The organism is Duganella alba, assembly GCF_009674495.1.
Lineage (GTDB): Bacteria > Pseudomonadota > Gammaproteobacteria > Burkholderiales > Burkholderiaceae_D > Rugamonas > Rugamonas alba.
The window spans coordinates 137,856-154,046 of record NZ_WKJN01000006.1; the positions used below are offsets into that span (position 1 = coordinate 137,856).

General features: G+C 66.5%; 11 protein-coding genes. 5 read left to right on the forward strand and 6 right to left on the reverse strand.

What is annotated here, in order from left to right:
• Positions 1-108: 108 nt before the first annotated feature.
• Complete coding sequence (locus tag GJ695_RS08085) at positions 109-1,989, forward strand: potassium transporter Kup (protein ID WP_154363631.1); 1,881 nt, start codon at positions 109-111, stop codon at positions 1,987-1,989.
• 115 nt (positions 1,990-2,104) lie between these two features.
• Positions 2,105-2,944, forward strand: a complete 840-nt coding sequence (locus GJ695_RS08090) for an FKBP-type peptidyl-prolyl cis-trans isomerase (RefSeq protein WP_229260296.1) — start codon at positions 2,105-2,107, stop codon at positions 2,942-2,944.
• Positions 2,945-2,986: 42 nt separating this feature from the next.
• Here the strand turns inward: GJ695_RS08090 and GJ695_RS08095 are convergent, their stop codons facing one another.
• From GJ695_RS08095 to GJ695_RS08110, 4 genes are read right to left on the reverse strand one after another with little or no spacing between them, the layout of a single operon-like run.
• The gene (locus GJ695_RS08095) at positions 2,987-5,386 is read right to left on the reverse strand and encodes an ABC transporter permease (protein WP_154363636.1); all 2,400 of its coding nucleotides are present in this window, start codon (positions 5,384-5,386) and stop codon (positions 2,987-2,989) included.
• 3 nt (positions 5,387-5,389) lie between these two features.
• Positions 5,390-7,780, reverse strand: coding sequence for an FtsX-like permease family protein (locus GJ695_RS08100; RefSeq protein ID WP_154363638.1), 2,391 nt, complete (start codon positions 7,778-7,780; stop codon positions 5,390-5,392).
• Complete coding sequence (locus GJ695_RS08105; RefSeq protein WP_110846122.1) at positions 7,780-8,460, reverse strand: ABC transporter ATP-binding protein; 681 nt, start codon at positions 8,458-8,460, stop codon at positions 7,780-7,782. Before GJ695_RS08105 ends, GJ695_RS08100 begins: the two co-directional genes overlap by 1 nt.
• A gap of 30 nt (positions 8,461-8,490) precedes the next feature.
• A complete protein-coding gene (locus tag GJ695_RS08110; protein ID WP_154363639.1) occupies positions 8,491-9,735 on the reverse strand; it encodes an efflux RND transporter periplasmic adaptor subunit in 1,245 nt (414 codons plus the stop codon).
• A 227-nt stretch (positions 9,736-9,962) separates the two neighbouring features.
• Here GJ695_RS08110 and GJ695_RS08115 point away from each other — a divergent pair, with 227 nt between their 5' ends.
• Both GJ695_RS08115 and GJ695_RS08120 read left to right on the forward strand, forming a co-directional pair.
• Complete coding sequence (locus GJ695_RS08115; RefSeq protein ID WP_154363642.1) at positions 9,963-11,417, forward strand: sigma-54-dependent transcriptional regulator; 1,455 nt, start codon at positions 9,963-9,965, stop codon at positions 11,415-11,417.
• Entirely contained in the window at positions 11,407-12,618 is a 1,212-nt protein-coding gene (locus GJ695_RS08120) for a sensor histidine kinase (RefSeq protein ID WP_154363644.1), read from the forward strand. The genes GJ695_RS08115 and GJ695_RS08120 overlap by 11 nt, the downstream gene beginning before the upstream one ends.
• Here GJ695_RS08120 and GJ695_RS08125 read toward each other — a convergent pair.
• On the reverse strand, positions 12,615-13,067 hold the full coding sequence (locus tag GJ695_RS08125; protein WP_154363645.1) for a GNAT family N-acetyltransferase: 453 nt from the start codon (positions 13,065-13,067) through the stop codon (positions 12,615-12,617). The two genes, GJ695_RS08120 and GJ695_RS08125, sit on opposite strands and share 4 nt — an antisense overlap.
• A 93-nt stretch (positions 13,068-13,160) precedes the next feature.
• Positions 13,161-13,586 (reverse strand): organic hydroperoxide resistance protein, encoded by a 426-nt coding sequence (locus GJ695_RS08130; RefSeq protein ID WP_154358113.1) that lies wholly within the window; start codon positions 13,584-13,586, stop codon positions 13,161-13,163.
• 190 nt (positions 13,587-13,776) lie between these two features.
• Here GJ695_RS08130 and GJ695_RS08135 point away from each other — a divergent pair, with 190 nt between their 5' ends.
• Positions 13,777-16,170 (forward strand): PepSY domain-containing protein, encoded by a 2,394-nt coding sequence (locus GJ695_RS08135; protein ID WP_371866509.1) that lies wholly within the window; start codon positions 13,777-13,779, stop codon positions 16,168-16,170.
• Positions 16,171-16,191 lie beyond the last annotated feature (21 nt).

Sequence of the window (16,191 nt, forward strand, 5' to 3'; positions counted from 1 at the left end):
CACTCTCGGTATTGATCATTTGGAACGCTTCCGTATGCCAAAATCTCCTTGCCTTTTGTGTAGTCATCACCTATTGTGCAATGCACCAAAACAACAACAGGTGCAATCTTGACCGAGCAACACAAGAAAAGCAGTCTCGCGGCACTCACGCTGGCGGCTGTCGGCATCGTCTATGGCGACATCGGTACCAGCCCCCTCTACACCCTCAAAACCATCTTCGATCCCGAGCACGGCCTAGCGCTGAGCGAAGGCAATCTGCTGGGCATCATTTCGCTGATTTTCTGGGGGCTGACGCTGATTGTGTCGCTCAAATACGTCACCCTGGTGCTGCGCGCGGACAACCGCGGCGAAGGCGGCATCATGGCGCTGATGGCGCTGGCGCTCAATTCGGTCAATAAAGTGGCGCACGGCTGGCACTATCCGCTGATGCTGCTGGGCGTGTTCGGCGCCACCATGTTCTACGGCGACAGCGTGATCACCCCGGCCATTTCGGTGCTGGGCGCGATCGAGGGTCTGGAAGTGGCCGCCACCGGCCTGGAACAATACATCGTGCCGTTGACCATCGTTGTACTGATCACGCTGTACGCGATGCAGCGCCACGGCACCGCCGGCATCGGCCGCTTCTTCGGCCCGATCATGGTGGTGTGGTTTGCCGCGCTGGCCGTCATGGGCCTGGTCAACATCGTCGAGGCGCCGCAAATCCTGTACGCGCTCAATCCCTACCATGCGCTGCGCTTCATGTACGAAAACCGCATGATCGCCTTCGTCGCGCTGGGCGCGGTGGTGCTGTCGCTGACCGGCGCCGAGGCGCTGTATGCCGACATGGGCCACTTCGGCAAGAAGCCGATCCGCGCCGCCTGGTTCCTGGTGGTGTTCCCGGCGCTGGCGCTGAACTACCTGGGCCAGGGCGCGCTGCTGCTGACCCACCCGGACACGGTGACCAATCCCTTCTTCCACCAGCTGGGCGAGTGGAGCGTCTACCCGCTGGTGGTGCTGTCGACCATGGCGGCGGTGATCGCCTCGCAGGCCACCATTTCCGGCACCTTCTCGATGACCAAGCAGGCCATCGCGCTGGGCCTGCTGCCGCGCATGCGCATCCTGCACACCTCGGCCACCGAAATCGGCCAGATCTACATCCCGGCCGTCAACTGGCTGCAACTGGGCGTGGTGCTGCTGGCGGTGGTGGGCTTCGGCTCGTCGGACAAGCTGGCCGGCGCCTACGGCATCGCGGTCACCGCCACCATGCTGGCCACCACCTTCCTGACCTTCTTCGTGATCCGCTATCGCTGGCATTTCCCGCTGTGGCTGTGCTTTGGCGCCACCGGCTTCTTCATCGTCATCGACATCGTGCTGTTCTCGGCCAGCACGCTCAAGCTGTTCCACGGCGGCTGGTTCCCGCTGCTGCTGGGCGCCATCCTGTTCACGGTCATGCTGACCTGGAAGCGCGGCCGCGAGCTGGTGTTTGAAAACCTGCAAAAACACGCGATTCCGCTGGAAGACTTCCTGTCCTCGCTGTTCGTGGCGCCGCCGACGCGCGTCTACGGCACCGCCATCTTCCTGCGCGGCGAGAGCGACGGCGTGCCGCACGCGCTGCTGCACAACCTGTCGCACAACAAGGTGCTGCACGAGCGGGTGGTGTTCTTCACCGTGCACGTGGTGGAAGAGCCGTGGGTGCCGGAGGACGAACAGGTCAAGGTCACCGACCTGGGCCACCAGTGCTACCAGCTGAACGTCTACTACGGCTTCAAGGACGAACCGGATATTCCCAAGGTGCTGGCGCTGTGCGAGTGCCTGGGCCTGCCGTTCGAGATGATGGAGACCTCGTTCTTCATCGCCCGCCAGACCGTGATTTCGGCGCCTGGCTCGGGCATGGCGACCTGGCGCGAGCACCTGTTTGTGGCGATGTCGCGCAATGCGCGCGGCGCCGCCGACTACTACCAGATTCCGCCAAACCGGGTGATTGAACTTGGCACGCAAGTGGAAATTTGAATACAAAATAATGTAACTGAATGTAGTGCCGGGAGTGGAAGTGGCGTCGTCTGCTAAACTTCTGCGCCGGGACTACCGAAACACACGAATTCCATCAAAGGTAAATATGAAAGCGATGTTGCAATTTATCGCCGCTGCGGTCTGCGTAGCGGTCCTGACCGCCTGTGGTGGCGGCGGAGACAAAACCCCGACCACCCCTGTGGTGGTCCAGCCGGCCTACAAGCTGACCGAAACCGCCACCGGCACCGGCCGCGCGGCGGCGGCGGGCGACCTGGTGACCTTCAAGTACGTCGGCTACCTGTACGACTCGACCAAGTCCGACTTCAAGGGCGCCAAGATTGAAAGCTCGGTCGACCTGGGTTCCACCTACACCGCCACGGTGGGTGTCGGCGCGATGCTGGCCGGCTGGGACCAGTCGCTGCTGGGCATGCAGGCCGGCACCAAGCGCACCGCCATCCTGCCGGCCAACCTGGCCTACGGCGCCAATACCCGCGAGGCGCAGACCATCAACGGCATCGCCTACGCCGCCATCACGGCCAATGCGCCGCTGGTGTACGACTTCGAGATGGTCTTTGTCAGCCCGCAGGTCATCATTCCCAACCAGCCTGCACCAACTGTGCTGACCACGACCGACCTGGTGGTCGGCACCGGCACCGCGGTGGTCAACGGCCAGACCGTGACCGTGCGCTACACCGGCTGGCTGTATGACGGCACCCGCAGCAACTTCAAGGGCGCCTCGTTTGACAATAACCAGAGCGCCACAACGCCGCTGACGGTGGCCGTTGGCGGCACTGGCACCATCACCGGCTTCAACACCGGCATCATCGGCATGAAGGTTGGCGGTACGCGTACCGTGATCATCCCGCCGGCCCTGGGTTATGGCGCCGTCGCGCAGACGAATATTCCAGCCAATTCGACGCTGGTATTCGATATCACGTTGATCTCGATCCAGTAAGCGGATCGCGCTACGAAAAGGCAGCCTGCGGGCTGCCTTTTTTTATTCCCGCAGCGCCCGCGCCGGCGCGATGCGCATCGCCGACCAGGTGTGGCGCGCGGTGGCCGCCACCACCACGCCCAGCGCGCAGGCCAGCGCCGCCATCGGCGCCCATGGCCCCAGCGGCGAGCGCTCGGCAAACGGCGCCAGATAGCGCGCAATCGCCAGCCAGGCCGGCGGCAGCGCGATCAGGGCCGCCACCGCCGTCAGCAGCAGGAACTCGCGGCCGACCAGCACCGCGATCGCCGCGCGGCCGGCGCCATGCAGCTTGCGCAGCACGATCTCGCGCGCGCGCCGCTGCACGCTGTGCGCCGCCAGCACATACACGCCGAACGCCGCCAGCACCAGCACCACCGCCGTGGCGCAGGCCAGCAAATGGGCCAGTCGCACATCGTCCACATAGGCCTCCGCGTAGTAGCTCGAAGCACGCCGTATCACCGGCAGCTGCCGTGGGAAGTAACGCTGCCACAGCGCTGCCACGGCCGGTTCCAGCGACTCCGGACTGCCCTGCGCGCGGGCCGTCAGCAGCCGGCTGTCGGCCGCCAGTGTGTACATGGTTGGCAGCACCGGATCGCGCAGCGTTTCCCAGCGCAGGTCGGGCGCCACGCCGATGATCCGCATCTGGGTGCCGTTGATGCGCTGCCCCACCGCCTCGCGCGCCGAGGTCCAGCCCAGGGCACGCACCGCCGCCTGGTTGAGCATCACGCTTTCCTCGCCTTGAACGCCGGCCTGGTCGATGCGCGAATCGAACAGGCGTCCGGCCAGCGAGGGCAGACCGTACACCTGGAAGAATGAAGCGCCCACCCAGTGTACCGAGATGCCGACGTCGGTGCCGTCGTTGCGCTTGACGGTGGTGCTGCCATGCGTGCCGGTATGGTCGTCGCGGCCCGGCAGGTCGCGGCTGTCGGCCACGCCGGACACGCCGGGCAACTGCGCCAGCGCATCGCGGAAGGCGCGGCCGGCCGGATCGTTGACGCCGACCGGCATTTCCACCGTCAGCAGCGGCGCCGTCTCGAAGCCGGGAGAGGCGGAGGCGGCAAACTGCGTCTGCCACAGGATTGCCAGCGCAATGCTGCCCATGCCGATGGCGGCGGCAAACTGCAACGCGGTCAGCGCGCGCCGCAGCCAGGCGCCGCCGGCCGTTTCGCCGCTGCGCTGCGCCAGCGTGGCGCGCATGTCGACGCCATGCGCCAGCCAGCCGGGATACCAGCCCGACACCGCACCCACCACTGCGCCGCCCAGCAGGCCGGCGCCGGCGCTCAACGGCGTGAATACCCCATCCAGAGGCCGTTGCAGCAGTTCCGACGCCAGTGGCAGCAGCAGCCACGCCATCACCAGGCCCAGTGCGGCGGCAGCGGTCGACAGCAGCATGGCCTCGGCCATGAACTGCACCAGCAGCTGGCGCGTGGTGGCGCCAAGTACGCGGCGCATGGCGATCTCGCGCTGGCGGCGCAAGGTGCGCACCGTCGCCAGGTTGATGTGGTTGACCGCCGCCAGCAGCAGGATCAGCACACCGGCCAGGCCCAGCGCCAGCACCATGCGCATGTCGCCGCGCGGCCCGGCGCCCATGGTGTTGGCGACGCTGCGGTCGAAGTAGGCGTCGCTCAACGGTCCGAGGCCGATATCGACCATCTTGCGCTTGGCCAGCGCCGCCTTCATTTCCGGCGTGGCCAGGTTGTCCCATGGCGCCTTGTCGATCACGTCCTGCAGCGCTTTTTGCAGCGCCTGCGGACTGGCGTCGGTCTTCACGTAAATGCGGCCGGCGATGCCCATCCAGTTGGACAGCACCTGCTGTCTTTCCTTTTCAGACCACAGCGTGCTGCCGATGCCGACCAGCGCACCGAACTGCATGGTGCTGTTGCCTGGTCTGTCCGGCAGGATGGCGCGCACCTGTAGCGTTTGCTGGTTGACGACCACGGTGCGGCCCAGCGCCTCGCTGGTGCCCAGCAGCTGCAGCGCCGCCTTCCGCGTCAGCGCCAGGCCGTCGGGTGTGGTCAACGCCTGCCGCAGGTCGCCTTGCAGCGCATGCAGCGCGGCGATCCAGTCGAACACCGGATCGACGGCGGTGATATCGATTTCGCGCAGCGCGCCATGCTGGTTCAACATCGCCTTGCTGGGCCACCAGACGCTCGCCTGCAACGGCAGGCCGCTGTGCAGCGCCACGTCGCGCATCGCGAACGGCGTGTATTCCATCCACTGCGGTTGAGGAATGAAATTCAGCCGGTGCTTGATGACGAACACGCGCTCGCGCTGCGGCACATCGCGGTCATAGCTGAAGGAGTAGTACACAAAGCCCATCAACACAAAGCACACGGCAAAACCGGCCGCGAGGCCGAGCAGTTCGACGGCGGTATTGAACGGGTGGCGCAACAGCAGACGCCAGCCGACACGGAAGTTCATCATGGTTTACTCCTTGAGGGCGAGCACCGGCGACATGCGCATGGCCGTCAGCGTGTGACGCGTGGTGGCCAGCAGCGCGACCAGCGCCGCCAGCAGCAGCGCCGCCAGCAGCGTCCAGCAGGCGACCGGCGCATGTTCGGTGTAGCGGGCCAGATAGCGCTGCGTGGCCACTGCCGCCAGCGGCAAACCAATCACCGCGCCGACGCCGATCAGCACTGAGAATTCACGCGCCAGCATCAGCGCGATGTCCTTGCGGCCGGCGCCGTGCAGCTTGCGCAGCACGATCTCGCGTCGGCTGCGCTGCACGCTGTAGGCCGACAGCACATAGATGCCGAACGCCGCCAGCGCAATCGCCGTGGCGCTGGTGATGCCAAGGATGCGCATCAGCCGCGCGTCGTCCGCATAGCGCTCGGCCAGCACCGCTTCCTGCGTGGTCATTTGCATGATCGCGTTGGGGAAGTTGCGGCGCCACAGCGGGTCGATCATGGCGTAAGCCTGCTCCAGCGAGGCGGATGTGCGTATCATCGCCACCGAGCCGGGACGCACACGGTAGATCAGCGCCTTGGCCGGCGCGCGCAAGCCCTGGAAACGGACGTCCGGCACAATGCCGATGATGCGGAATCCCTGTGGCAGGATGGCGCCCACCGCCTCCTGCGGCGTTGCGAAGCCCAGCGCGGCGGCGCCGGCGGCGTTGACCATCACGCCGCCGCTGTCCTTGTCGTCGTGCGGATCCAGTTGGGGATTGAAGCCCTGGCCGAAAACCGGTGTCAGGCGGCTCAACTCAAGCCAGCCGGGGCTGACGAACTTGGCCTCCAACGGAATCTCGCCGCCGTCGCGGGTGGCGACCAGGTTCATCAGCTTCAGGCCATCGCGCCCGACGGCTTCCGAGATGGTGGCCACGCCCTGCACGCCAGGCAGGCGGCGTAGTTGTTCCAGCATGGCGTCCATCGCCGGTTTGCCGAGGCTATCCTCCGGCAGGTCCAGCACCAGCAGATTGGCCGGGTCGAAGCCGGGCGACGCATGGCTGGCATACCAGGTCTGCCAGCCGACGGCCAGCGTGCCGGCGCTGAGCGCCATCGCGCTGCCGAATTGCAGCACCGTCAGCACGCGGCGCAGCCACAGGCCGGCGACGGCCTCGCCGCTGCCGCGTCCCGCCAGGGCGCTGGCCGGACGCGCATGCTGCGCCAGCCATGCCGGATACGCGCCGGCGGCCATGCCGATGACGATGCTGAAGGCCAGCGCGATCAGGCAGCTCAACGGCGTGAACATGCCATCCAGCCGGCGGTTCACCAGGTCGGAGAACACCGGCAGCAGCAGCCAGGCCAGCATCAGGCCGACGACGGCCGCCAGCATGGCGGTCAGCACCGCCTCGCTGAGGAACTGGCGCACCAGCTGTCCGGTGGTGGCGCCCAGCAGCTTGCGCAGGCCGATCTCGCGCTGGCGGCGCAAGGTGCGCACGGTCGCCAGGTTGACGTAGTTGATCGCCGCCAGCAGCAGGATCAGCACGCCGCCCGCCGCCAGCCCGAATACGCCGTTGCGGTTGCCGTAGCTGTCGCCGGCGCGGCTGGCCGCCATGTCCTCGTCGAAGTAGGCGGCACGCAGCGACTGCATGCGGATGTCCGAGACATGACGCCCATTCAGGCCCTTGCCCATGGCGCTGTTCTTGACGCGCTGGTTGAGCGGCGAGCCTTCCATGGCCGCCTGCAATTGCGCCGTCACGCCGTCGCTGGTGGCGCCGGGTTTGAGTTTCAGGTAGAGGATGCCGGTGAGCCATTTGCCGGCGGCGGTGTCGCGTTCCTCCCATGCGCTGCTGCGGGTGCCGACCAGCGCTTCGTATTGCTGGGTGCTGTTGGCCGGTGGATCGGGCAACACGGCGCGTACCTGCAACGTCGTGTCCTTGATATGGACGCTGCGGCCCAGGGCCGCTTCGGCGCCAAACAGCTTGGCCGCACCGCTTTGCGTCAGTGCCAGGCCGTCCGGCTGCGCCAGCGCGGCGGCCACGTCGCCCACCAGTGTCTGAATGCCGAAGATGTCACGGAAAGCGGGATCCACCGCGAACAGCGGCAGCGCGTGCAGCTCGGTACCGGTGCGCAGCGGCGTATCGATGTTCTTGATGAAGGCCGCGTCGCTCACCATGCCGCTGTTGAGCGCAATGTCGCGCAGCGGCAGGGACGCGCGCAGTTGCCAATCCGGGCGCGCGAAGACATTGATGCGCTGCTTGACCACCAAGACGCGGTCGTTGTCCGGGATGCTGCTGTTGTAGTTGAGGCAGAAGGCCACGTAGCCGAACAGCAGGAAGCAGGCGGCAAAGCCGAGCGCCAGGCCGCCGGTGACCACCAGCGAGTAGGCCGGCTGCTGCAACAGCAGCCGCCAGCCGATGCGGAAGTCGCGCAGCATCACGCTGCCTGCAGCGCATCGACCATCACGCGGCCGTCCAGCAGGTTCAGGGTGCGCGAGGCTTGCGCGGCGTGGTCGGGCGAGTGGGTGACCATCACCACCGTCGTGCCTTCGGCGTTGATGTCGCGCAGCAGGCGCATGACTTCATCGCCGTGGGCGCTGTCCAGGTTACCGGTCGGTTCATCGGCCAGCAGCACGGCGGGGCCGGACACCAGCGCGCGCGCGATCGCCACGCGCTGCTGCTGGCCGCCGGACAGCTGCGAAGGACGATGGCCGGCGCGGTGGCCGACACCCAGCTTGTTCAGCATCGCCGTCACGCGTTCGCGCCGTTCGCGCGCCGGCGTGCCGTTGTATTCCAGCGCCAGTTCGACGTTTTCGAACACGGTCAGTTCTTCGATCAGGTTGAAGCTCTGGAAGATGAAGCCGATGCGCCCGCGCCGCAGCTTGTTCAGCTGCGCCTCGCTCCAGCCGGCGATGTTCTGGCCTTCGAACCAGTATTCGCCGCGCGTCGGCACGTCCAGCAGGCCGAGGATGCCCAGCATGGTGGACTTGCCGCAGCCGGACGGGCCGGTGATGGCGACGTATTCGCCCGCTTCAATTTCCAGGTCGATGCGGTCCAGGGCCGTGGTCTGGATTTCTCCCGCTTGGTGAACTTTGCTGACGCCGACGAGTTTGAGCATGTGCGTGCCTTATGGTGAGGTAGTGAGAGGTTACTGCGTAATTTGCAGGCGTGGTGAATTTCCATAGGCCGCGTAGCTGGACAGGATGACCTTGTCGCCTGCGCTCAGGCCATCCAGCACTTCGATCTGGCTGTTGTTGCGGCGTCCCGTGCGCACCGCGCGGCGCTGGGCATTGCGTCCACCGGCGTCCACCACGTAGACCCAGGCGCCGCCGCTATCGTTGATGAAGGCGCCGTTGGGCAGCAGCAGCGCCGGCGCCGGCTCGCCCAGCGTGATGCGCGCGTCCAGGCTCTGGCCGGGATTGAGCACCCGCGGCTGGCCGTCGGTGAACACCAGCTCCACGGTGAAGCGGCCGTCCTTGATCTGCGGGTAGATGGTGCGGATGTCGGCGCCGTAGGTGCGGCCATCCTGCTGCACGTTGCCATGGCGGCCGACCGCCATGCGGTTCAGGTAGTACTCGTCGACACTGGCGGACAGTTTGAAGCGCGTTGGATCGTCGATGCGGCCGATGTTTTTGCCGGTGGCGATGGATTCGCCCACCTGCAGGCGGAAGTTGGTCAGCCGGCCCTCGACCGGCGCGCGCACGGCCAGCGCATCGACGGTGGCGGAGACCAGCTTCAGGCCGGAGTTCAGCCCCTGGATCGAGCTTTCCAGCTGCTGTTCGGCGCTCTGCCGCACGCGGCTCTCCGCAACGCTGGATTGCTGCTCCTGTTTGAGGATGCGCTCCTGCTGCGCCACCTTGTCTTCCGACTCTTCCAGCGCCACGCTGGAGATGAAACCCTGCGCCGCCAGCCTCACATTGCGCGCATGCTGCTTGCGCGCCTGATCCAGTGCGAATTGCAGGTCGTCCAGGCGGCGCTGGTGGTCGCTGGCGCTGGCCTCCTGCGATACGCGCAGGTTGGACAGGTTGAAGATGCTGACCGAATGTTCGTACTGGCGCGCCAGCAGCTCCAGGTTGCGCTGCGGGTTGGAGATGCGGAACAGCAGCTGGCCTTTTTTCACCAGCGCGCCATCGGCGGCGAACACTTCCTCCACGCGCCCGGATTCCACCGCGTCCAGAATCACGGCGTTGAGCGGTTCGGCATTGGCGCGCACGATGATTTCGTCGACGAACACGCCGCGCGCGGCCTGGCCGATGCGCAGGTCGGCGCCGTCGATTTGCAGGCCGCGCGGCATCCACGACCACAGCGTCCAGGCGACGGCCGCCAGTGCGACCACGGCGGCGGCGATGATGGCGATGCGCCTGCCGCGCCGGCGCGGGACGACGGTATCCATCGCAACGCCGCTGGCGGGGAGGGCAGTCGCGGCGGTCTCAAATTTTTTTTTGATGTGCATGGCGTCCTTACAGCAAACCCTGTGCCATGCCGGAAAGGCGCTTTTCGGCTGTCTGCGGGCGCAAATGGCCGGCAGGTGTTCATTTCCGGACACCGCGCGCTGTTCGCAAGTGGACAGCCGCCGGGAGTGGCCATTTACAGCGCTTTTGCTGCTGCTAGAATGCCTGCATGACCGCCTATATCCTGATCCTCGATGACGACGCCGACGTCGCCACTGCCGCGCAGTTGCTGCTGCGCCGGCGCCATGGCCAGGTGGTCACGCTGTCCGATCCGGCGGGCCTGCCGGCGTTGCTGGCGCGCGGGGTGCCGGACGTGGTGCTGCTTGATCTGAACTTCACGCCGGGCCGCATCAACGGCGCCGAAGGGCTGGCGCTGATGGACGTGCTGCGCACCCAGGCGCGTCCGCCGGCGGTGATTGCGATGACCGCCTATGCCGATGTGCCGCTGGCGGTGGAAGCGCTGAAGCGCGGCGCCGGCGATTTCATCACCAAGCCGTGGGACAACGCGCGCCTGATCGCGGCGGTGGACCAGGCGTTGGCGCGGCGTCAGGCGGCGCACGGCGCGGCGGCCGGTTCGCCGGAGCTGATGGGCGAGTCGCGCGCCATGCGCGAGCTCAAGGCGCTGATCGCCAGCGTGGCGCCCACCGAAGCCAATGTGATGGTGCTGGGCGAGAACGGCGTCGGCAAGGAGCTGGTGGCGCGCGCGATCCATGCGGCGTCGCGCCGCGCGACAGGCACCATGCTGGCGGTGGACATGGGGGCGCTGCCGGAATCGACATTCGAGAGTGAGCTGTTCGGCCATCGCAAAGGTTCATTCACGGACGCGCGGGCCGACAGGGCGGGGCGCTTCCAGGCGGCGCGCGGCGGTTCGCTGTTTTTGGACGAAATCGGCAATATGCCGCTGGCCGCGCAAGCCAAGCTGCTGACGGCGCTGGAGCGGCGCGAAGTGACGCCGATAGGCGCCGACAAGCCGGAGGCGATCGACGTGCGCATCATCAGCGCCACCAATCTGGACGAGGCGCGCCTGTTCGATCCGTCGGTGTTCCGCGCCGACCTGCTGTTCCGGCTGAATACCATCGTCATCCGCGTGCCGCCGTTGCGCGAGCGGCTTGAGGATGTGCCGCTGCTGCTGTCGCACTATCTGAAAAGGTACGAGAGCCAGTACCAGCGTCCGGCGCGCGAAATCACCGCCGCCGCGCTGGATGCATTGGCGCGGCACGATTGGCCGGGCAATGTGCGTGCCTTGCGCCACGCCTGCGAGCGCGCTGTCATCCTCGGCCAGGGAGTGGAATACGTGGCGGCCGATTTCGGCCTCGCCGCCGCGCCAGCCGCCGCAGCGCCCGGCCTGTCCGGCGCAGCGGGCGCAGCGAACGCACCAGGCGCGCCGCCCGGCTATCCGACACACGCGGCAGGTTCGGGCGGCGACGGCGGCGACCGCGCCGTCGCCGCGAACGCATCGCTGCCTGCTGCCGCCTCGGCTACCGATGCCACGCTGGACGCCATCGAACGCGCCGCCATCGCCGCGACGCTGGCGCAATTCAACGGCAACATCAGCCACGCCGCCAAAACGCTGGGTATCAGCCGCGCCGCCTTGTACCGCAAGCTGGGCAAGCATGGCATCTGAACGCGCGCTCAAGTGGGGCGTGGCAGCCGGCGTGACCGGGCTGATGGCGCTATCTGTCGCCGCCGACCTGCTGTCGCCATCGCCCGAACCGCGCCGCATCGTGCTGTGTGCCCTGCTCGCCGTGGCACCCGCCACGCTGTTGTGGCAATGCCTGCGCCGCCTGACTCTGCGTACGCCGCGCATGGAAGACATCCCGGCCACCGCCACTGAAGCACAGATACCGACAGACGCCATGCTGGCACTGGAAGCCCGCCTCGAACACGCCCCGATCGCCCTGTTCCGCATTGAACAGGCAGCCGGCGCCGGCGTGGTGGCGCCGCTCAACGCCAGCGCGCGCCGCCTGCTGGCGCCCGGCCGTGCCATCGCACCGCAAGACCTGCACCAGTTGCTGGCCGCGCAGCCGGTCGGCCAACGCCAGCTGGTCAGCTTCGACACCGAACGCGGCGCCGAACGCGCGCTGGTCGCCGTCTCCGCGCTCACACTGCAAGGCGCATCGCAACGCCTGGCCGCGCTGATGCCGGTGGAGAGCGAACTGGAAGCCGAAGCCCTCAACGCCTGGCGCGAACTGGTTCAAGTGCTGACGCACGAAATCATGAATTCCCTGACGCCGGTGGCCTCGCTGTCGCGCACCGCCTGCGGCCTGCTGGACGAAGCGCATGGCAAGCTGCCGCCCGACATCCAGGCCGACCTGGACACCGCGCTGGACGCCATCGCCCGCCGCGCCGCCAGCCTGGTCGACTTCGTGGGCAGCTACCGCAGCCTGTCGACCGTGGCGCAGGCGCAGCCACAGCGCGTGCTGCTGGAAGAATTGTTTGAACGGTTATCCGCACTGCTGGAACCGCAGTGGCAGGGCAAACTGGCCTTCTCGGTGGAGCCGGCGTCGCTGGAAGTGATGATCGATCCCGGCCAGCTGGAACAGGCGCTGATCAATCTGTTGAAGAACGCGTCCGAAGCCGCAACGCAGGCGCAGGTGCGCGCGCGCCTGAGCCGGGGCGGCCGCCTGCGCATCGATGTCTCGGACAACGGCCCCGGCGTGCCGGAAGCGCTGGCCGCCCACATCTTCACGCCATTTTTCTCGACCAAGAAGCAGGGCAGGGGCATCGGCCTGGCGATGGTGCGGCACCTGGTGCACGCCAACGGCGGCACGGTGCGTTACGCGCGCTCGGTCGGCGCCGGCGCGCGTTTCATCCTGACGTTTTAACGCACCATATCCACGTGCATGATGCCGTCTTCGTCATACGGCTCGGTCACCGTCTTGAAGCCGAAGCTGCCGTAGAATTTTTCCAGGTGCGCCTGCGCGCCGATGCGGAAGGCATAACCGGGATGCAGCTTCTCGGACAAAGGAATCGCCTTGGCCAGCAGCTCGCGGCCAACGCCGGCGCCACGGCCGGCCTGCGTGGTCAGCACGCGGCCCAGCGACATCTCGTCGAACTTCACGCCCGGCGGCACGCAGCGCAGGTAGGCCACCAGCGTGCGCTGGCCGTCGATCTCGCGCCAGCCCATCAGGTGGTGGCATACCGGATCGCAGCCGTCGATGTCGGGATACAAACAGGTTTGTTCGAGGATGAAAACCGCTTGCCGCTGGCGCAGCACCTCATACCAGTCTTCGCGGGGAATGTCGTCAAATGCCAGCCAGTGCCACTCAATCATTGCTTGTCTCGTTCAGGATCAAAACATGATTGTATGTGAAAAAAGGCCGGCGCCTCCGTAGAGGGGCCGGCCTGGCGATCAGCTGACGGTCGATTAAACGATGGTCAGGGTCACGTCGATGTTGCCACGGGTGGCGTTCGAGTAAGGGCAGACGATGTGGGCTGCGGCCACCAGTTTTTCGGCGGTTGCGCGGTCCAGGCCTGGCAGGGAGATTTTGTGCTCAACCTGGATGCCGAAGCCGGTAGGGATCTGGCCGATGCCGACGGCGGTTTCCACCGACACGTCCGCAGGCACGGCGATCTTGTCGCGGCCGCCAACGAATTTCATGGCGCCGATGAAGCAGGCTGCATAGCCCGAAGCGAACAGCTGCTCAGGATTGGTGCCTTCGCCGCCGGCGCCGCCCAGTTCTTTCGGGGTGCTCAGCTTGACGGACAGGTGACCATCCGACGAAGCGGATTGGCCTTCGCGGCCGCCGGTGGTTTTAGCGTGTGCGGTGTACAGAACTTTTTCGATCGACATGATAATTCCTTTCAGTGAGTAGTTTGATAATTTACTACAGTTTGCGCTGTTTGCAGCGCCGATGAATGAACTATACATAGTGTGCGATCTAATAGCAAGCTATATATTTGTATCGAGTTGTAACAGCCTATAATTGATAATGATTCGCATTATCTATAGAATGGGCAGATACTGTACGTGAAAGTGATCCGTGAAAAAGCTTTGGTTCCAGTTGCATTGGTTTGTCGGCATCACCGCCGGCACCGTCCTGATGGTGATCGGCCTGACCGGCGCCACGCTTGCCTTCCGCGAGGAGATCCTCGACGCCTTGAATCCCGGCGTGCGCACTGTCGCCGTCCAGAGCGCGCCGGTGATGGCGCCGCAGCAGATCATGCAGGCCGCGCGGCTGGTCAAGCCGCACGAGCGCGTCACCAGCATCATCCTCTATGACACGCCGGGTTCCAGCGCGCGCGTCGGCCTGGCGCCGGCGCCGGGAGAGCGCAAGGGCGAGACGGTTTATCTGAATCCCTACACCGGCGCGCTGCTGCCGGAGTTGCATTACGAAGGCTTCTTCGAATGGGTCGAGCAGCTGCACCGCTTCCTCTTGCTGCCGCGCGATCCGGGCAAGATGGTCAGCGGCGTGCTGGCGTTCTGCCTGATGGGCCTTGCGTTGAGCGGCCTGTATCTGCGCTGGCCGCGCCGTGTGTGGGACTGGCGCACCTGGCTGACTTTCGATATCCGCATGAAGGGCCGCTCCTTCCTGTGGGGCCTGCACTCGGTGGTGGGCACCTGGGTGATGGTGGTGTTCCTGGTGTTTACCATGTCCGGCGTGTACTGGGCCTTCGATCCGATCCGCGACATGGCGGACGGCTGGATGGGCACCCTGCGTCCGCCGCGCGACGCCGCGCCGAAACCGAAAATGCCGAAAGCCGACAAACCGGCCAAGGCGGAAGCTGCCGACCTGACCGCAAGCTGGGCCACCTTCGAACAGAACGCGCCCAACTGGCATATGGCCTTCCTGCGTCCGCCGGAGCGCGCCAGCGCGCCGTTGCAGATCCTGTGGGTGGCCAAGGATGCGCCGCACGTGCGTGCGCGCAGCAGCATGTCGATCAACCAGCAGACCGGCGCCTTGCTGAAGAATGAGCTGTACGCCGACAAGCGGGTGGGCGCGCGCTTCCAGTCGACCATCTATCCGCTGCACCTGGGGACGTATTTCGGCGTGGTCGGCCAGCTGATCGTGTTCATCGCCGCGCTGGCGTTGCCGGGCTTCGGCATCACCGGTTGGATGCTGTACCTGAACCGCCGCAAGCAGAAGCGCATTGCGCGGGCCGAGCGCGCGCAGTTTGCGGCATCGGCGCCGGCCGGCACGCAGGATGATCCGGTGCTGATGGCCTACGCCAGCCAGACCGGCCAGGCCGAGCGCCTGGCGCTGCAAAGCGCGGCCGCGCTGCAAAAGGCCGGCGTCGCCGTGCACGTGCAGTCGCTGGAAAAACTGACGCCGCCACAGCTGGGCAAATACCGCCGCGCGCTGTTTGTCGCCAGCAGCTTCGGCGAAGGCGAACCGCCGGACAGCGCGCGCCGCTTCAGCCGCCTGCTGAACGCCGCAAAAGAAGAATTGAAGCACGTGCAGTACGCCGTGCTGGCGCTGGGCGACCGCAATTACGCGGAGTTCTGCGGTTTCGGCCGCACGCTGGACCAGCGCCTGGCGGTGCTCGGCGCGCAGCCGCTGCATCCGATGATTGAAGTGGACAACGGCGACGCCGGCGCGCTGGCCCGCTGGGGCAATGCGCTGCGCGGCCTGATGGGCAACGACGCCGCCGAGGTCACGCTGAACGCCGCTGCCGACGACAGCGACTACGCCAGCTGGCGCCTGGACCAGCGCGTGCTGCTCAATCCCGGCAGCATCGGTTTCCCGCTGTACGAGATCACGCTGACCGGCGCCATCGGCGACGGCTGGCGTCCCGGCGCGCTGGTGGACATCTGGCCGGGCCACTACGGTCCGGACGCGGCGCCGCGCCGCTATTCGCTGGCGTCGATTCCGCAGGATGGCAGCATGCAGCTGGTGGTGCGCCAGGTGCGGTGCGAACGCGGCCTGGGCCTGGCCTCCGGTTGGCTGACCGAGCAGGCGGCCATCGGCGACGAGGTGCGCGTGCGCCTGATCGCCAACCCGTCCTTCGATGCGTATCCACAGCCGGCGCCGGCTATCTACATCGGCAACGGTTCCGGCATTGCCGGCCTGCGTTCGCATCTGCGGGCGCGCGTGCTGGAAGGTGCGCAGCGCAACTGGCTGATTTTCGGCGAGCGTCAGCAGGAACACGATGCGGTCTGCGCGGAAGAGATCCAGGGCTGGCGCGCCAAAGGCTTCCTGCCGGAGCTGGACCTGGTGTATTCGCGCGACGTCACCGGCGGCGGCTACGTGCAGGACTGCATGCGCGACCGCGCCGACACGCTGCGCAGCTGGATCGCCGACGGCGCCGTGATCTTTGTCTGCGGCAGCCTGCAGGGCATGGCCGGCGGCGTGGATGACGCGCTTGCCGCCATCATCGGCCGCGCGCAGCTGGAGCAGCTGGCGGAGGAAGGCCGCTACCGGCGCGATGTATACTGATCCGGTCTAACCGACTGGAGC